The organism is Nostoc sp. UCD121 (assembly GCF_014222285.1).
In the GTDB taxonomy this organism is placed as follows: domain Bacteria; phylum Cyanobacteriota; class Cyanobacteriia; order Cyanobacteriales; family Nostocaceae; genus Nostoc.
In genome coordinates, this window is sequence record NZ_JACKZS010000164.1 from 1 (window position 1) to 17,997 (window position 17,997).

Sequence of the window (17,997 nt, forward strand, 5' to 3'; positions counted from 1 at the left end):
CTCCTGCCCCCCGTCTCCCCCTGCTTCATATCTGGGGTGCTATCACTCTAGATGTTGCTGGAAACCAAATGACAGAATTAGCAGATTTAGCGTCTGCTGGAGTTGTTGGTTTTAGCGATGGTAAGCCCTTTGAAAATTTGGCGCTGGTGCGGCGAGTGTTGGAGTATCTCCAGCCGTTGGGCAAACCAGTCGCATTTTGGCCTAGCGATCGCCAGTTAACTGCAAATGGTGTAATGAGAGAAGGGCCAGATGCTCTCCGTTTTGGTTTACCCCCAATACCCGCCAGCGCAGAAACTACTGCGATCGCAGCAATGCTTGAATTGGTTGCAGCCATCGGTACACCAGTCCACATCATGCGCGTCTCCACATCTCGCAGCGTAGAATTAATCGCCTCAGCCAAGGCTGCTGGTTTACCCATCACCGCCAGCACCACCTGGATGCACCTTTTACTTGATACAAAAGCAGTTAAGAGTTATCACACTAGCTTGCATTTAGACCCACCTTTAGGAAATCCGCGTGATGTTGCGGCGTTGCGTGCAGGGGTACGTGCGGGTGTGATCGATGCGATCGCTATCGATCACACACCCTACAGCTATGAAGAAAAAGTCCAAGCTTTTGCCGAATCCCCTCCAGGAGCAATTGGTTTAGAATTAGCATTACCCTTGCTGTGGCAATATCTTGTTGAAACTGAGGAATTTACAGCTTTAGAATTATGGCGGGCATTAAGTACCAGTCCAGCAAAATGTTTGGGGCAAGAAGTCAGTGCAATTCTACCTCATCAACCAGCAGAACTTACTTTATTTGACCCCCAGCAAATCTGGAAAGTCGAACGAAAAAGTCTTTATACACTTTCACAAAATACACCTTGGTTAGGACAACAGTTGAAGGGTCATGTTGTGCAAACCTGGTGTTAATAAATGCAAAACAATTTGCATTTGTAATCTATCAAAAAGTAGTTCGACACGACCGGATTTTAGTGATTCTAAACAGAGTCAGTGAGAGTATATTTTCATCTTGTGAGCTAACCCAGAACTAACAAGGTAAATTATCATTTTTTTAAACCTAAGATAGATTGGCATTACTGCCTGAATTGCTAAATTAAGAATTAATGTAAAGTAGAAGAGGTTAATCGAAAATTGAAGTCTGTAGCTGTAAAGAAAAAAATTAGTCTAGCTGCGATCGCTATGTTAGCAGCAGGAGTTGTCATCGGATGTTCAAAACCTGAACAACCACAAGCGGCAGAACCAAATCTAGCCCCCGCTCCAACTGCACCTCTACAAACAAATCAGCAAAATTCAGAGAGTGTTCCAACCCCTCCTACCTTTGTAACTGCGACAAGCGATCCAGTTAAACAGCTTCTATCCACCAGAAAATGTCAAGGCTGTAACCTCCGAGGCGCTAACCTAGATAAAGCCGACCTCAACGGAGTCGATCTAAGTAATGCCATCCTAATTGACGCTGACTTAGATGAAACTAATCTGAGTAATGCTAACCTGAGTGGGGCTGATTTAACTGATGCAGACTTAGGAAAGGCAAATTTGACGGGAGCGAACCTCAGCAAAGCTAATTTTACGAAAGCTGATCTAGAAGATGCAAATTTGACCAATGCTAATGTTACCGATGCAATTTTTACAGGAGCAGACTTAGAGCGGGTAATTGGGTTGCGTCGCTAAGATAGTGCGTTGGCGCACGCCGTAGTAGGCATCGCTACTAATTACGCACTACACCCAATTGTGACGGCTAAGACCTTTCTCTTTGATTGTTAAACTTCTCTACCGCCTGTGTGTGAAGAAGTCACCGTCAATAAATAGCCATCTGGCCCAGTTAAGGTAAATGAACTGTGGATTCTGCCTGTTTCGATCTCAGAAACAGTCAGTCCCCACTTCTTAAAAGTATCTCTGGTGGCGACAACATCATCTACCATCAGATCAAAAGGTGCATTGGTTCCAGGTGCGATCGCCTCTGAACTTGTTCTCAAAACTAAGTGCGTTCCTCCCCGTAATTCCAAAACAGCTAATTGTTCTGATTGGGTAATCAACCGCAGTCCTATCTTGACGAAAAAATCGCTAGCCTCCGGTACATTACTCACATATAATCTTACATGACCAATCGCCACAGGTGGGCGGGCATCCGTTTGTTTTGCAATAGTTTCTGGTAGTGACATAGCTTTTATTCAAAAATATTTATTTACGTTCAACTCTGTTGATTTCAACAGGTTTGTTATCTCCTAAATCAGCTTGCACAAATTCAGCACTCTTAGGCAAATTTATCTCAACGTTTGATAGAGGATCAATTTCTATTTTAGCATTTTCAAATTGTCCATCTAAGATATGTCCTCCAGTTGTGTGATTTGCAGTGATGAAATGAAAGTGATAGCCATTAACATTTACTCCTTGCATATATTCGGGTGTCCGAAAACCGACTAAAGTGCCATTGATATTCCTTAATTCAAAAATTAATTGTTCTTTTAGTGCTTCAGCCAAAGAACGATACGGCGGAGTTTGTTTAGGAGGAATTCTAAATTTTAGATAAGGAAAATTACCTTGAATCCGAATTGCATAAGGATAATTTTTAGTTGGTAAGCGCTGATCTAAAGATTGCTGCAATTGTTTATAATTCATCCGCCCTTCTAGATTAATTAATGTTTCTGGTTGAAAAAAGGTGACTGTAGCAAAAGGGCTTGTCATTGAATCAGGAATAACAGAAGCAACTCCATCAGCTTTTATCTGGTAAAATTTGCCATCTAATCCAACCATTTCCCCATCTAGAGCATTTACTGTCCCCAAACCAAAATTACCGTGTTTTCTCAACTGCTGAAAATTAGTATTACCGTCAAAAATTCCCACTGCAAGAGCGCTAATTGTTGATGCTTGAAAGAGGGTATTTGATGGTGTATGTTGCTGAGTTCTAGCGGGTAAAATAGCAAATAATAATACAGTAATGGTTAAAATAGTTATCCAGAAATAACGCTTGAGTTTCATTAGATCAAAGATATAAAAGTTTTGAATTTTGAATTTTCCCATACTACCTAGCAAAATCTAGAGACAGTTGGAGAGCGGCTAGTCATACAGCCAGTTAGAAGGTGGAGGTTGACAGGGACTAGCTTACAACACAGCAATAGATGTAAGCATTGATGCAACAAATCTTTTTGCCAGGTGCTTGATTATTCTGGCTGTCTGTGATAATTTTCTTCTTACGTTCCAAAAATACTGTAAATCTATTGTCTTACCGTAGTTAATAAAATTTCGTTAATCTAGTTACAGGGATTTGGAATTAAGAATAAATAACTAATCTATCGAGTTTATCTATTGCAGACAGTACATTGCAAACCAACGAACTAGAAATTAATCTCTAAGCCAGGGCAACCTTATGAGCAAAATACGTGCTGTGATTGTTGACCCCAATGTGCCGGGGCGTTTGGCACTGAGTGAAGTGAATGCACCAAAGTCTGCCCCAGATGAAGCTCTAGTCAGGGTGGCGGCGATTTCTCTGAATCGGGGAGAAATAAAACGTTCAACCACTGCTGAGGTTGGTTGGCAGCCTGGTTGGGACTTGGCAGGTGTAGTGGAAATTCCTGCGGCTGATGGGTCTGGGCCTCCCCAAGGAGCGCGTGTAGTTGGCTTACGCCGCGCTGGTGCTTGGGCGGAACTTGTATCTGTTCCTACTAACGCCTTAGCAGAACTGCCGCCATCGGTATCTTTTGCTCAAGCTGCCACCCTACCTGTAGCGGGTTTAACCGCTTATCATGCAGTGCTAAAAGGTGGTTCACTGTTAGGTCGTCCAGTTCTGGTTACAGGTGCATCAGGAGGCGTTGGTTACTTCGCTATCCAATTGGCGCAACTGTCAGGGGCGCAAGTAACAGCACATATTCGTCAACCTGGCTATGAAACTTTGGTTAGAGAAGCAGGGGCACAATCGGTAGTGATTGGCGAAGACCTGTCACCTGCTAGTGAGTATGGCCCCTATCATCTAATTATAGAGTCAGTAGGTGGTAAGACTTTGGGGGTAGCCCTTGGCTTACTGGCGCAAGATGGAAAAACTGTGCTGTATGGAGTATCTGGGGGAGCAGAAGTGACATTCAACGCTGCCCAATTTTTCGGAACTGGTAGCGTGAGCCTCTATGGTTTACGTCTGTTCGATGAATTGAGATTTGAATCAGCCGCAGTCGGTCTAAAACGGCTTTTAAGTCTAGTAGAAGCCGGTCAGTTGCATCCTCACATTGATTTAGAAGCTCCTTGGACACAAATAGCTGATGTAGCCCAACAACTACTCGACAGGCGTTTTCCTGGTAAGGCTGTGTTGCACATTTCCAACTGAAGTATTACCGAATAATTCGTAATTAATTCTATTTTTATGCACTCATTTCTGGATAGAGACTAATTTTCTTTCTTGCTGCAATCAAGCAGATTTATCAGTGGGGTGATAATTACGAATTATGCTGATTTCTGGTTCAAATTAGATCAGCTTGTAGCCGCTAGTCAGATCAAGATAGATCGCCAAAAATGGACATCACATCCACGTTATTCATCTTTTATTTATCCATTTGATTATGGATACTTGCAAGATACTCAATCTGGAGATGGAAATGATATTGATGTTTGGATAGGTAGCTTGTCTAGTCAAACAGTAACTGCCGTGATTTGTAGTGTTGATTTAGAAAAGCGGGATACAGAAATCAAGATACTTCTGGGTTGTACATCTGAGGAAAGCCAAACCATATTGGATATCCACAATACAGGCTCTCAATCGGCAATATTATTGGTTCGTAAATAAATTAGTTACATTTGTGAGGGTAAATTTGTATGAGTTTAGAACTAAAACTATCAGGTAAAACCGCGATTGTTACAGGAGGAAGTGCAGGAATTGGGTTAGCCACTGCCAAAGCACTTTATAGTGAGGGTGTGAATGTTGCGATCGCAGCCCGCAATCAAGAAAGACTAGAAAATGCAGTAGCTGCCATCCAGTCCCTACCTACCCCAGGGGCGAAAGTTATTGCCATCAGCGCTGATTTAACTAAAGCAGAGGATGTTGAAAAAGTTGTCTCCACAACATTAGCCCAATTTAATCAGATTGATATTTTGATTAATAATGCAGGTTCAGCCCGTGCTGGATCTTTCCTTGAATCCACTGATGATTTATTCTTGGATGCTTGGAACTTAAAATTATTGGGCTACATCCGCTTAGTTAGAGCCGTCGTCCCCCATCAAAAAAGTCGCGGTGATGGACGGATTGTCAATATAGTTGGCGGTGCAGGACGTACACCTCGCCCTAACTTCCTAGCTGGTGGTACAAGCAATGCGGCTCTACTCAATTTTACAAAGGGCATTTCTAAAGAGTTAGCCGAGTACAAGATTCGCATTAATGCCATATCGCCCGGTGCTACAGCTACAGAGCGTGCCGAGACTTTAGCTCGACAAAACGCCCAAGCGCAAGGCATCACCGTCGAGCAAGTGAAGGCACAAAATATCCAAAGTATTCCTTTAAAAAGAATCGCCCAGCCAGAAGAAATTGCCGCGTTAGCGTTATTTTTGGTGTCGGATCTTGCTGCATCGATTACAGGAACAGAGATTATCGTTGATGGCGGCTCTACTCCTGGTGTTTAGCAGATGAAAGGAATCAGAAATCAGCAGATTTTCCTTCAATCCAAAATTGAATGACTGCTGACAACCTAAGTAAAAACATTAGCCCTTTCAAGGTGACTTGTAAAATCTCTTTTTTCTCTCTGCGTCTCTGCGGTTAAAAAATCTTTTCTTTAACCACAGAGGCACAGAGAACACAGAGTTAAGAGGTTAAAGAGGAGTTTCTTGTAGGCAAATTTTCACCCAACTTGACAAGGCTAGTCCCAAACATAAATTTATTGGAGATAAAAATCATGGGTTCTCAATACTTTGATATCAAACCAGTTGCAGGACGTATTGGTGCTGAAATTATTGGTGTTAATCTGAGTTCTAACCTCAGCGATGACATCATCAGCGATATTCGCAAGACTCTAGTTAAACACAAAGTGATCTTTTTTCGTGGTCAGCAACAACTTGATGCTGATGGACAGGTTGCTTTCGCTCGTCGTTTTGGTGAAGTCACTACAGCCCACCCCACTGTACCATCACTACCAGAAAATCCAGAAGTCTTAGACCTGAATTATGGGCGCACCACTTCCCGCGCCAATAGCTGGCATACCGATGTTACATTTGTAGACCGTCCTCCTCTCGGTTCTATCTTACGAGCGCTTGACATTCCGCCAACTGGTGGCGATACAATCTGGGCAAACTCCGTGACTGCATACCAAGATTTACCTATTCATCTGCGTAATCTTGCAGACCAACTTTGGGCAGTACATAGCAACAAATACGACTATGCAACTGCATTTGACCTTCCTGAAGATGCCAAGGCTTACCGCGCTGTTTTCACCTCGACTGTATACGAGACTCTACACCCAGTTGTACGCGTCCATCCCGAATCTGGGGAGCGGGGACTATTCATCGGTGGATTTGTGCGCCAGTTCCGTGGCTTATCAACAACTGAATCCGATGACATTCTGCGGCTGTTGCAAGCATACGTAACACGTCCTGAGAATACAGTCCGGTGGCGTTGGCAAGTTGGTGATGTTGCTTTTTGGGATAACCGGGCTACTCAACATTATGCGATCGCAGATTACGGCGATCAGCCCCGCCACGTTCAACGCGTGACAATTGTCGGCGATCTCCCAGTGGGCATCGATGGTAAACAAAGTGAGGCGATCAAAGGAGATGCTTCTGAGTACAACCGTCGTGAAGCGGTGACTGCGTAATACTTTGGTATTGGGTATTGGGCATGGGATGTTGCCCAATGCCCTCGGTTTTCCGCAGCTGAATTGCTTGCTGTCCCACGAGTGTTTAAGTCTAATAACTAAGACTTTCTTGTTCCAAACAAAAGAACGAAAAAAGCATAACTACGCCCTCGCAAATACAAACATGAGTACGAAAAAACAACTTAAACTCGGAGCATTTTTACCCGGTAGTGGTCATCACGTTGCAGCATGGCGACATCCCAACACCCCGGCTGATGGAGGTCTAAACTTCCAACATTACAAGCAGCTAGCACAAACGGCTGAACGGGGTAAATTTGATATGCTTTTCCTCGCAGATGGTTTGGCTGTCTGGGATCGAGGGCAAGGGGCTGAGGCTTTTAGCCGTTCGGGACAATTCAGCGTCCACTTTGAACCTTTAACTTTGTTGTCGGCTCTGTCTGCGGTGACAGAAAATATCGGATTGGTGGCGACATCATCAACGACTTATGATGAACCTTTTCATCTCGCCCGCAAGTTTGCATCACTAGATTATTTAAGCGGTGGTCGTGCCGGATGGAATCTTGTAACCTCTGCTGCTGAAGCCGCAGCGCAGAATTTCAGCCAAGAAAACCACCTTGAACACTCGCTGCGCTATGAACGGGCGAGGGAATTTGTGGATGTTGTTACCAAACTTTGGGACAGTTGGGAAGATGATGCTTTTCTCCACAATAAGGAGTCAGGTATTTACTTTGATGCAGAAAAGTTGCATATTCCCCATCACAAGGGTAAATATTTCTCGGTGCGCGGCCCGCTGAATGTGGCACGTCCACCGCAGGGATATCCAGTAATCGTACAAGCTGGATCTTCCGAGCCTGGACAGGATTTAGCTGCCCAAACAGCCGAGGTGATTTTCACTGCACAACAGACATTGGCAGAAGCTCAAGCCTTCTATGCCAATGTCAAGGGGAGATTGGCTAAATACGGACGTTCCCCTGACCATCTCAAAATTATGCCAGGGGTATTCCCGGTAATTGGTAAGACTGAGCAAGAAGCTAAGGATAAATATGAGCAACTTCAGGAGTTGATCCATCCCTTGGTAGGATTGGGTCTGCTTTCTGGGCTAGTGGGTGGCCATGATTTGTCCAAATATCCCCTAGATGGGCCGCTGCCGGATCTGCCAGATACCAATGGTGGCAAAAGCCGCTTGCAGTTAATTACCGATCTTGCCCGCAGAGAGAATTTAACAATCCGGCAACTGTATTTGTGGATTGCAGGAGCGCGGGGACATCGAACAATTCTCGGAACACCAGAACATATTGCCGATCAGTTAGAAGATTGGTTTGTTAATGGTGGGGCTGATGGATTTAACATTATGCCGCCCTGGCTACCTGGAGGTTTAGAGGAATTTGTAGACTTAGTAATTCCCGAACTGCAACGCCGAGGAATATTTCGTACTGAGTATGAAGGCAGTACCCTGCGCGAAAATCTCGGTTTGCCCCGTCCAGTGAACCAGTTCACCACAAATACGCCTGCTCCTGAACCTGTGGGCGTTGGTTCCTTTGCATAGTTTTGATTGAGTGCTTTTGAACCTACGGCTTTGATTTGCCCAAACTTCACTTTAGACAATTAGTGGGGAGTGAGTTGTTCTCCTTGTCCCCTCATATCTTTCACTCCCCACTCCTCTTTAGCCTTGATAAAACGATTCTTCCCAAACGTGTAACCAATTTCAACCGAAATACAAACGCACCTTCGCCAGTGCTAGATAGCTTTATTGGTAAGCTGAGATTGTAGCGATCTCCGATAATAGGCATTAATTGCGATCGCTACCTCCAAGATCAGCAGACAGAAAAGCAAACAGGGCGACAATGCAAAAACTCCTTTTTAACGATACAGATAGATTTAGAGCGCAGGCCCTATTCCTTGGTAAGGATATTAACTTACAGACATTAGAGAATTACGTTTCCTTGGCGACTATGCCATTAATGGTTTCAGTCGGTGAACACGGCTGTGCGGTACTGCTAGACTATGGCGCAGTTGTCCTGTTTAACCTTGAGCCTGTAGAAAAGGTAGCCTTTTTGACCAAACTATCCTCTCAAGTTCGTGGCTCCTTTGCCGAACCGGAGACAGAAGAGGTGGAAATTCATCTCAACATTGCAGAGAGTGAGAGAGTTAAGGAAGGAAAAATTTCACTGCATGAATTTAGTGTAGAACGCTTGCAGATAGTGGCTGATATCCTCGCTAAAAGTGTTGTGCTGTCTCATTATGAAACTAGCCTAGCGACTGTATTCGATCAAATTGAACCGTTTGCAGCTAGTCTCCAGCGTGAACACAGAGAAAGACGGCAGAGTCGGGAATTACTGCGTCAACTTGGGACTGCGCTGTTAGTTCAACATAAGATTGTAGGTCGAGTTGAGATCATCGATAAGCCAGAGTTGCTCTGGGAATCCCCACAGCTAGAAAACTTATATCTGCGCTTGGAGGATGAATACGAAATTCGTGAGCGTCACACTGCTTTAGAACGCAAACTAGAGCTAATTACCCAAACTGCACAAACAGTCTTGGAGTTTATGCAGCATAGCAGTAGCCAACGAGTAGAGTGGTATGTGGTGATTTTGATTGTGGTGGAAATTCTGCTGTCGCTGTACGACATCATTTTCAAAGGCTAAGGCTAAAGAGTTGTTTGCAAATCAAAAATGCTTATTGCAAATGGTTTTTGGGGATTCAGATTCAATAAGCGCTAAAATCTCAAAAATTGGTTTTTGTGTAAGGTAAACTAACTTTTAGTGAAATTTCTGATTTACATCCACTTCCACTAATATGTACTCGTAAACAAAAAATTTAAATTTTTCCTACTCGCAACATGACATATAGCCATTCTTTGGGTAAGCAACAATGCGCTTAAATACTAAGTCTGTTTGAAGAGATAGGATCTATGAAAAAAGTAGATTTTAGGAGTAAACCTCTGTCTTTACAATTTATTACCGTTCCCCCCGAAACTTCTCAACCCGCCACAGGGTTAATTGTTACTTTGCATGGTTGGGGAGCTAATGCTGAGGATGTCGCATCTTTGCTACCCTTGCTCAACTTATCTGATTACCAGTTTATATTACCCAATGCACCTTATCCTTATCCCTATTCCCCTATAGGGAGGGCATGGTATGAACTGCGGGTGGAAAATATGTATGAAGGCTTGGTAGAAAGTCGGAAACTGCTAATAGATTTTTTGCAATCTTTAGAAAGTACCACTGGTATACCTTTGTCACGCACTATTTTAAGTGGATTTTCTCAAGGCGGAGCAATGACTTTAGATGTCGGCTCAAAATTGCCACTAGCAGGCTTAGTTGTGATGAGCGGGTATTTACATCCTGATGCACTAACGGCAAATCAAAGAGATATTCCGCCGACTTTAATCAGCCACGGGAAATATGATGAAGTTGTTCCACTGCAAGCTGCTTTAAAGGCACGAGACACTTTAAAATCTCTAGGAGTGGGGGCAGAGTACCATGAATTTGACATGGGGCATGAAATAAATCCACAAACGTTAAAGGTGCTACGGAATTTCGTTGTAAATACAATTAGCTAGTCAGAATTACGAATTTTTTATAAATTCTGGTATAAATGCTGAAAATTTTCACGAAATCCATGCCTTCTAATGAGTAATATATATAGGGTGGCTGCGTTCAGCGCAACTTAACCCATGCTGAAAGCGAGTGCTGCATAAGGGAGGGGCGAGCATTATGACAACTCTAAGCATTTCCAGGAAAGAAATTGCTGCCATAACTGCGGCAGAAGTAGAAGAACTGGCTACACGTCTGGATCTGGATAATTACAGTAATGCTTTTGATGGTTTAAATGATTGGCATCTATTACGAGCGATCGCATTTCAGCGTCCAGAGTTAGTTGAACCCTATATCTACCTCTTAGACTTGGAACCTTACGATGAAGCGTAGTTGAGAGTTAGGAGAGACGCGATTAATCGCGCCTGTACAGGAGTTAGGAGTTGGCAATTAATATTCGTAACTACTTGCTCCTAAATTACTACCTACTCCTAACTTTTTACCATGACTAATCCAAAATTGAACAGGGTTCTAATAGGTGTAGGTGGCGGTATCGCCGCCTACAAAATTTGTGAATTGGTTTCAACGCTGTTTAAAACTGGGGTAGAAGTCCGAGTTATCCTCACCCGTTCGGCGCAAGAATTTATCACGCCTCTGACAATGGCCACCCTATCTCGTCATCCCGCCCACACAGATGATGATTTCTGGCAACCAACTCACTCTCGTCCCTTGCATATTGAGTTGGGTGAATGGGCAGATGTCATGGTAATTGCTCCCTTGACAGCTAATACATTAGCAAAGCTAGCCTACGGTATGGCTGATAATTTACTTACAAATACCGTGCTGGCTTCTACTTGTCCCGTGCTGTTAGCACCCGCAATGAATACGGATATGTGGGAACAGCTATCGGTGCAACGGAATTGGCAACAGCTATTGCTCGATAGCCGATATCATGGGATGAATACAGCATCAGGTTTATTAGCGTGCGATCGCATCGGTGCTGGTAGATTAGCAGAACCTCCAGAAATTTTGGCTCACATCCAATCGTTGTTACACACTCAAGGTAAACGAGATTTAGTAGGTAAACGAGTTTTAATTAGTGCTGGAGGAACGCGAGAGTTTCTTGACCCAGTAAGGTTTATTGGTAATCCTTCCACAGGTAAAATGGGATTAGCTTTAGCGCAAGCCGCATTTCACCGAGGGGCGAACGTCACCTTAGTACATGGCCCAGCTAATTGGGATGTACCATTAGGAGTGCAAGCAATTCCTGTCATTAGTGCCGAGCAAATGCAGCAGGTCATGCTGGGATATTTACCCAACGCTGATGTAATTGTCATGTCAGCAGCCGTGGCAGATGTGAAGCCACGAGATTATAGTATAGAGAAATTACCCAAGCGATCGCTCCCCCAAGCTTTACCCCTGGAACCAGTACCGGATATAGTCGCCCAATTAGCACAATATAAACAGCCGCATCAGATATTAATTGGTTTTGCTGCACAAACTGGGGATATTATCAAGCCTGCATTAGAAAAATTACAGAGTAAAAAACTTGATGCTATTGTTGCCAATCCCATCGATCAACCTGATAGTGGTTTTGGTAGCGATAATAATCAAGCGATATTTTTAGATAGCCAAGGAAATCAGCTAGCGATCGCACCTTGTTCTAAATTAGAAATGGCCCATCAATTATTTGATTTTGTCATCACTTGATTAGGTATTGGGTAGGGACATGGCATTGCCGTAACCGTACAAGGAAACTACTACTTTGAATTGGGTATAACCCGTATGGTCTATGGCTTCAAGTCAATTTTCTAAATTTTACAATATAAGTAAGACATAAAAATAACGCTTCAATTATATGAAAATACTCTCATCAGAGCTAGTCCATTTGGGATTTGGCAAATATGTGCGTTCTGACCAAGTGACAGCAGTTATACCAATAGAAGAGGAGCGAGGCCCAGGGCGACGAACTTTTGTTCACATTCAAGGGCAAAAGGATCCAATTATCGCCTCTCGCGCTGAAGATACCATCATCCGTGATTTAGTACAGGAGCCACGCGAAGTTACCCAAGCCCGTCAGCAGCAGGAAATTCTTCAAGATTTATTGGTTAATTTGGCTAATGTTAATTCAACTGTGCGCCGAATTAACCGTGATGAAGGCAGTTTGGATCTTGATTTGTTAGAACGACGAATTAAGCAAGTCCTGGAAAATTAATTGCAGAAGTCAGCAAACTAAATAACGGAGAAAGATATTGCTGAATAGCATTACAGACCAAGTTTCAGTATCAGAGACACAAACAAGATCACCAAGGTTGTGGATACCTGAACGGGTACTGTTTACACCTGCTGCCCTAGATGAGGATTGGGGGCAGCAGATTCTTAAACGTGTGCAGTCACTCAACTTACCAATAGAAGAACTATCACAGAACCGCCTGAAGGGTTTGCGCGGTGAGTCTGAGCGCGATACTTATAATATCGCCAAACGTACCTTAGCGGTGGTTACTGCACCACCCAGTTCTTTTAAACTGAGTCCCATCCCACCTTCTGCGGATTGGCAGTTTCACCTTGCCGAAGGTTGCCCTGCTCACTGTCAATATTGCTACCTAGCTGGTAGCTTGTCGGGGCCACCTGTCATCCGCGTTTTTGCCAACTTACCGCAGATATTAGAGAATTTAGCTAACTACGAACAACAGGGGAAAACCACAAGTTTTGAAGTTAGCTGTTACACAGATCCATTGGGTATTGAGCATTTAACTGGAAGTCTGGCTGAATGTATCCGTTACTTTGGCACTCGTAGCAATGCACATCTACGTTGGGTATCGAAGTTTGATGCTGTGGATGGATTACTGGATTTGCCACACAATGGCAATACTCGCTGTCGGATGAGCGTTAATGCCGCACCGATTTCTGGTAAGTTTGAAGGTGGCACGGCATCCGTAGCATCTAGACTGAATGCGTTGCGACGGTTGGCGCTACCACAAGAGCATGGGGGTGGTGGTTATCCAATTGGCTTGGTGATTGCGCCAATTATGCCGATAGACGATTGGCAAATGCACTATAGTCGTTTGTTTGAGCAGATAAATGAGGCACTGGATTTTGACTGTAACCTTACCTTTGAGCTAATCTCCCATCGGTTTACACCAGGGTCAAAAGAAGTGTTACAAACTTGGTATCCGCAATCAAAATTAGAGATGGATGAGGCAAAACGCAGCGTCAAGCGTAATAAGTTTGGTGGGACGAAGTATGTTTACGAGAAGGATACAATGAAGGCGTTGCGTAGCTTTTTTGAGAGTGAGATTAGTCGGCGCTTTCCAAATGCTGAAATTCTTTATTGGACTTAGAAGGCTAGTTTGCTCATATAGAGTTTGAGCAAATTAATTATTGGGTTAGAGAGCGATTGATATATTATGCGATCGCTCTCTTTTCAAGTTGCTCAGGTGTATTAGGCTAAAGACATAACATATCCTACTGGCGTGTCAAGGCTAAAATGTTACAAAAAAATTGTAGGTTGGGTTACGCAAAGCCTCCACCCAACCTACGCCTAATGCACTATTTTAGTCTTGCCATGCCACTACAAAAGAATTACTTTTTAAAACCTAGTGGTCTATGTCATTAAATATGATGAGTTAAGAGAACGAACTGCAAAGGACGCGAAGAGCGCAAAGTATAAGAGGTAAAAAAGAAAAATTTTGATAGGTTTGTAGTAAGCACTTTAGTGCTTAAAAATCCAGGACTAAAGTCCTGACTACGGGCTTTTTTATCTTTCGCGTGGGTTTGGCTACTCCCACTTAAAGCGGGATAATTTGGGTAGATTACAGGCGGCGTTATACATTAATAAGTGTATCTGCAATACCGGACTTGTTCTGGCTTAGTCTCAATAGCAAAGGTTTGGAGATGTTTACTTTATCAGAAACTTCTATCCTGGCGGCAATCCTACTGGTAGCTTTAGGCATTTTGGGCTGGGGCTTTTATCGCGCCAGACCTTTTGGTAAACTGGGAATCTTAGCCTGGTTACAGTCGGTGGTGTTGATGACTCCCTGGCTCCTGTTTTTTGGATTGTTTGCCGCAGGGATTTACATCAATATAGCGGGTATATTGTTCTTGGTGGTGACATCCGCCGGATTGTACGTCTACTTGGGCAGACAGTTACGCGCAGCTGGGCAAGATGCCATCCTCAAACAACGCGCCACAGAAAGACTCGCTGCTGCTTCCTCACTTGAAGCAAATTCCCCACAACCAAAAGTAGCAGAATTGAAAGCGGAGATCCCGCCAATACCGGAAGATGACTTAAATGTAGTTAAAGGTATTTTTGGTATTGATACGTTTTTTGCCACAGAAACGATCGCTTACCAAGATGGAGCCATTTTCAAAGGTAATTTGCGGGGAGAACCAGAAGAGACTCACAACCGTCTAACTGCAAGTTTACGGCAACGCCTTGGCGAGCAATATCGCCTGTTTTTAGTAGAAAATACAGACGGCAAACCAGTGGTAATTGTTTTACCCAGTCGTAATGATCCCAAGCCGATGTTGCGATCGCAAAAAGCTTTCGCAGGTATTTTGTTAATAGCAACCATTGCCACAAGTCTAGAAGCTGCGGGATTACTGCTGAATTTTGATTTCTTTGGCAATCCAGAGCGATTTCAAGAAGCTTTGCCTATAGGTGCTGGGATATTTGCGATTTTAGTGGTTCACGAAATTGGTCATTGGTTACTTGCTAAACGCCACCAAATCCGTCTTAGCTGGCCTTTCTTTCTACCCGCAGTGCAAATTGGTTCCTTTGGTGCAATTACCCGCTTTGAATCTCTGTTACCTAACCGCAAGGTATTATTTGATATTGCCTTAGCAGGGCCAGCCGCAGGTGGCATCGTTTCTTTGTTAATGGTAGTGACAGGCTTACTGCTTTCTCACCCAGGTAGTTTATTTCAATTGCCCAATCAGTTTTTCCAAGGGTCGATTTTGGTGGGAAGTTTGGCAAGAGTTGTCTTGGGTTCGGCGTTGCAGTCATCCCTGGTAAGCGTTCATCCCCTAGTGATAATTGGTTGGTTGGGGTTAATTATCACCGCTTTGAACTTAATGCCCGCAGGACAACTAGATGGTGGGCGCATTGTTCAGGCGATTTATGGACGCAAAACCGCAGGACGCGCAACGATCGCAACTTTAATTTTACTGGCACTAGTATCTCTCGGTAATACTCTTGCCATGTACTGGGCGATCGTGATTTTCTTCTTGCAACGAGATCAAGAACGCCCCAGCTTGAATGAAATAACTGAACCCGATGATGCTAGAGCCGCTTTGGGGCTTTTAGCTTTATTCTTAATGATTACTACACTCTTACCTCTAACTCCCGGCTTGGCTGGACGTTTGGGAATCGGATAATGCTGAGTTAGCAATATAGACATCTTGCAAAAGTAACAAATGCCAAGATGTTGGGCAAAGGTTAAAGGGGGAAGGCAAAATTCCATACCTTTACCCTTTAACCGTTCTCCCTTTTCCCCACTTCTGCAAAAAGTCTAATGAGTTGTAGTTGGAGATTTTGCGATCGCCTTGTAGACTTTATTGAAAAACCTGCCAATCTTTTAAAAAGATTAGCAGGCATGGCTTATCATCAATCGGAGCGGCGGGATTCGAACCCACGACCTCCACTACCCCAAAGTGGCGCGCTACCAAGCTGCGCTACGCCCCGGTCAGAATTACCATTATATAGCAAAACTCTTAGATAATCAAGAGGCTCATTTAAAAAACTTTAAGCATTCCAGCAGCTTGCAGTAAATCTGGAACAGCAGAAGCACTCCATTTACCTTCTACACATCGACCTGTATTCAAAATGAAGCACAGACTGTAATCATGAGGATAGCCTTCTACCTCCATCCATAATAAATCGCTTTCGGCTTCACAAGCAATTTTTTCCTCTTCCATTAATTCCGTTGCGAGTTGCTTCATGGTGTCTGCTAACTGTGCTAGTAGACGGCAAAAATCATTCAACTCGGCTTCGGTTAACTCAATTGCCCAATCATCTGTACCGACTAAACCTTTAAATTCAGGTGCATCGGGATTCCAGCCAATACGCCAACCAAGTCCGGTTTTTACAACGCGTTCCATATTTTAGTTAAAAGTTGAGGAGCTATGAATTTACAACTTATAACTCCTAAATTTCCCACTATTTAAGTAGTTCAGCACCCCCTCGCTGGGATGGCTGTGGGGTAGTCGATGTACTAGGATTAGGTGCGGTATTCGGTTTAGGAGATTGGGTATTTTGGGAAGTAGGATTAAATATGTTGACTAAGACTTGCACTAGGGCATCTCGCTGACTGCGGGTGAGACGGGTTATGGCTTTGCGATCGCCTTCCATAGGGTTTTCCCGTAGTGAATCATAGCCTGGATAGGTATTATCATACATAATTTCATTCGCCCCCAGGTAATCAGCTAAAGTCAGCTTCCAATCTAAGCGATAAACTGGGGCTCGCCCTTTGGTATAAATGTGATATCTAATCAGGCGATTTGCCAAGGTGCTGTTTTCGGCAACTTTCCCATTTTCCTTGCTGATATACTTGTTTTCTCGTGGTAAATCTGGTAACTGCTGGTACACCAACTGCCAAACATCACTAGGTGTGATTCTCTGAGCATAAGCAGGTTGGATACTAAACAAACTTGTGTATATTGATTTTCCCACCCCTGAACCCAAAGCAATTACACCCACTACCATTAAGGCAGTGAGTGTTTGCCAGGGCTTGAGTAGGGGTTGAATGAACGATTGATGTTTGCTCATCCTGCCTTCTCTAAAGCCTTTTTTTATAGTTCGCCAATAATCTCTGGCTGAGTCAATTCATCGGACATTTCGATAATTGCTCTTAGCACTGGCTTCATCATCGCATCTTCGTTATTTTCAAAATCTTCATAACGCCGACGTTTAGCACGATTGGCCACCTGAACCGTAATGCGGTAACGATTTGAGGCTGCACTAATCAGTTCCTCAGCTCGGTGCATAATCTGAGACTGAGTTGTCTCGAACTTAGAACGCTTTAGCATAATCAGTGGTTCTTGGGGTCATTCCCCAGTGTAGCAGTACTGATAAATCTGTTGCCGTGTATTTAATCGCCAGCAACCTTTCTGTTGATAGAGGCTAAGAGCCTTCTAGTCATTTTATAAGTTACTTATAATACTATCTGACTAAAGTCACACATCCTTATGGCTGACCTTGTGGAAACTGCTATCAATGCGGGAAACTTCAATACCCTGGTGAAAGCTGCTCAAGCTGCAAATCTCATAGAAACTCTAAAGAGTCCTGGTTCTTTCACACTATTTGCACCAACTGACGAAGCTTTTGCCAAGCTGCCAGAAGGAACTTTAGATTCCCTACTAAAAGACATTCCCAAACTCCAGAAAATTGTGGCATATCATGTCGCTAGTGGGGATGTTCGGTCTGACGATTTGGTACAGATTAATGAGGCACAGACGCTTGAGGGGTCAATTGTAGCCATTGAATCTGCTGATGGCAAAATTAAAGTGAATAACGCCAATGTTATCAAAACAGACATTTTGACAGACAATGGCGTGATCCATATTATTGATGAGGTATTGATGCCTGCAATGGTTGCCGGAAAATAAGGGCATTGGGCATTGGGCATGGGGTATTAGTTATTCTTTCTCCCCCTGCCTCCCCTGCCTCCCCTGCTC

The 17,997-nt window shown here is 43.7% G+C and carries 20 protein-coding genes and 1 tRNA gene; 15 read left to right on the forward strand and 6 right to left on the reverse strand.

The annotated features are described in order from the left end of the window. Positions 1-914: dihydroorotase (locus GNF10_RS26530; RefSeq protein WP_185607273.1), on the forward strand; the 914-nt coding region annotated here is incomplete at its 5' end. A 222-nt stretch (positions 915-1,136) separates the two neighbouring features. Then, complete coding sequence (locus GNF10_RS26535) at positions 1,137-1,673, forward strand: pentapeptide repeat-containing protein (RefSeq protein ID WP_260445807.1); 537 nt, start codon at positions 1,137-1,139, stop codon at positions 1,671-1,673. A gap of 89 nt (positions 1,674-1,762) precedes the next feature. Here the strand turns inward: GNF10_RS26535 and GNF10_RS26540 are convergent, their stop codons facing one another. Together GNF10_RS26540 and budA are read right to left on the reverse strand one after the other, a co-directional pair. Beyond that, complete coding sequence (locus tag GNF10_RS26540; protein ID WP_185585346.1) at positions 1,763-2,164, reverse strand: VOC family protein; 402 nt, start codon at positions 2,162-2,164, stop codon at positions 1,763-1,765. A gap of 19 nt (positions 2,165-2,183) precedes the next feature. Beyond that, positions 2,184-2,981 (reverse strand): acetolactate decarboxylase, encoded by a 798-nt coding sequence (gene budA / locus GNF10_RS26545; protein ID WP_185585361.1) that lies wholly within the window; start codon positions 2,979-2,981, stop codon positions 2,184-2,186. A gap of 388 nt (positions 2,982-3,369) precedes the next feature. Here budA and GNF10_RS26550 point away from each other — a divergent pair, with 388 nt between their 5' ends. The 12 genes from GNF10_RS26550 to GNF10_RS26605 all read left to right on the forward strand — a co-directional run bounded on the left by GNF10_RS26550 (position 3,370) and on the right by GNF10_RS26605 (position 15,699). Then, the gene (locus tag GNF10_RS26550; RefSeq protein WP_185585347.1) at positions 3,370-4,317 is read left to right on the forward strand and encodes a zinc-binding dehydrogenase; all 948 of its coding nucleotides are present in this window, start codon (positions 3,370-3,372) and stop codon (positions 4,315-4,317) included. A gap of 102 nt (positions 4,318-4,419) precedes the next feature. Beyond that, positions 4,420-4,773, forward strand: a complete 354-nt coding sequence (locus GNF10_RS26555) for an inorganic diphosphatase (protein ID WP_221643312.1) — start codon at positions 4,420-4,422, stop codon at positions 4,771-4,773. 29 nt (positions 4,774-4,802) lie between these two features. Next, a complete protein-coding gene (locus GNF10_RS26560; RefSeq protein ID WP_185585348.1) occupies positions 4,803-5,603 on the forward strand; it encodes an SDR family oxidoreductase in 801 nt (266 codons plus the stop codon). A 269-nt stretch (positions 5,604-5,872) separates the two neighbouring features. Then, a complete protein-coding gene (locus GNF10_RS26565) occupies positions 5,873-6,787 on the forward strand; it encodes a TauD/TfdA family dioxygenase (RefSeq protein ID WP_185585349.1) in 915 nt (304 codons plus the stop codon). Between the two features lie 163 nt (positions 6,788-6,950). Beyond that, a complete protein-coding gene (locus GNF10_RS26570; RefSeq protein ID WP_185585350.1) occupies positions 6,951-8,333 on the forward strand; it encodes an LLM class flavin-dependent oxidoreductase in 1,383 nt (460 codons plus the stop codon). A gap of 298 nt (positions 8,334-8,631) precedes the next feature. Continuing rightward, positions 8,632-9,432: an RMD1 family protein gene (locus tag GNF10_RS26575; protein ID WP_185585351.1), complete on the forward strand. Its 801-nt coding sequence runs from the start codon at positions 8,632-8,634 to the stop codon at positions 9,430-9,432. A gap of 266 nt (positions 9,433-9,698) precedes the next feature. Continuing rightward, positions 9,699-10,349, forward strand: coding sequence for an alpha/beta hydrolase (locus tag GNF10_RS26580; protein ID WP_185585352.1), 651 nt, complete (start codon positions 9,699-9,701; stop codon positions 10,347-10,349). A gap of 154 nt (positions 10,350-10,503) precedes the next feature. Beyond that, positions 10,504-10,716 (forward strand): DUF2555 domain-containing protein, encoded by a 213-nt coding sequence (locus GNF10_RS26585; protein WP_012412287.1) that lies wholly within the window; start codon positions 10,504-10,506, stop codon positions 10,714-10,716. Between the two features lie 111 nt (positions 10,717-10,827). Beyond that, on the forward strand, positions 10,828-12,033 hold the full coding sequence (gene coaBC / locus GNF10_RS26590; protein ID WP_185585353.1) for a bifunctional phosphopantothenoylcysteine decarboxylase/phosphopantothenate--cysteine ligase CoaBC: 1,206 nt from the start codon (positions 10,828-10,830) through the stop codon (positions 12,031-12,033). Positions 12,034-12,181: 148 nt separating this feature from the next. After that, on the forward strand, positions 12,182-12,538 hold the full coding sequence (locus tag GNF10_RS26595; protein WP_185585354.1) for a hypothetical protein: 357 nt from the start codon (positions 12,182-12,184) through the stop codon (positions 12,536-12,538). Positions 12,539-12,641: 103 nt separating this feature from the next. Continuing rightward, the gene (locus GNF10_RS26600; RefSeq protein ID WP_311774217.1) at positions 12,642-13,664 is read left to right on the forward strand and encodes a spore photoproduct lyase family protein; all 1,023 of its coding nucleotides are present in this window, start codon (positions 12,642-12,644) and stop codon (positions 13,662-13,664) included. 553 nt (positions 13,665-14,217) lie between these two features. Further along, the gene (locus tag GNF10_RS26605) at positions 14,218-15,699 is read left to right on the forward strand and encodes a site-2 protease family protein (RefSeq protein ID WP_185585355.1); all 1,482 of its coding nucleotides are present in this window, start codon (positions 14,218-14,220) and stop codon (positions 15,697-15,699) included. Positions 15,700-15,932: 233 nt separating this feature from the next. Here the strand turns inward: GNF10_RS26605 and GNF10_RS26610 are convergent. The 4 genes from GNF10_RS26610 to GNF10_RS26625 form a co-directional block, all read right to left on the reverse strand. Continuing rightward, positions 15,933-16,006, reverse strand: a tRNA-Pro gene (locus tag GNF10_RS26610). Between the two features lie 50 nt (positions 16,007-16,056). Then, complete coding sequence (locus GNF10_RS26615) at positions 16,057-16,422, reverse strand: DUF1818 family protein (protein WP_185585356.1); 366 nt, start codon at positions 16,420-16,422, stop codon at positions 16,057-16,059. Between the two features lie 58 nt (positions 16,423-16,480). After that, the gene (locus GNF10_RS26620; RefSeq protein WP_185585357.1) at positions 16,481-17,089 is read right to left on the reverse strand and encodes a hypothetical protein; all 609 of its coding nucleotides are present in this window, start codon (positions 17,087-17,089) and stop codon (positions 16,481-16,483) included. Positions 17,090-17,112: 23 nt separating this feature from the next. Further along, complete coding sequence (locus tag GNF10_RS26625; protein WP_012412301.1) at positions 17,113-17,349, reverse strand: DNA-directed RNA polymerase subunit omega; 237 nt, start codon at positions 17,347-17,349, stop codon at positions 17,113-17,115. Between the two features lie 159 nt (positions 17,350-17,508). Here GNF10_RS26625 and GNF10_RS26630 point away from each other — a divergent pair, with 159 nt between their 5' ends. Continuing rightward, positions 17,509-17,928: a fasciclin domain-containing protein gene (locus tag GNF10_RS26630; protein WP_185585358.1), complete on the forward strand. Its 420-nt coding sequence runs from the start codon at positions 17,509-17,511 to the stop codon at positions 17,926-17,928. Positions 17,929-17,997 lie beyond the last annotated feature (69 nt).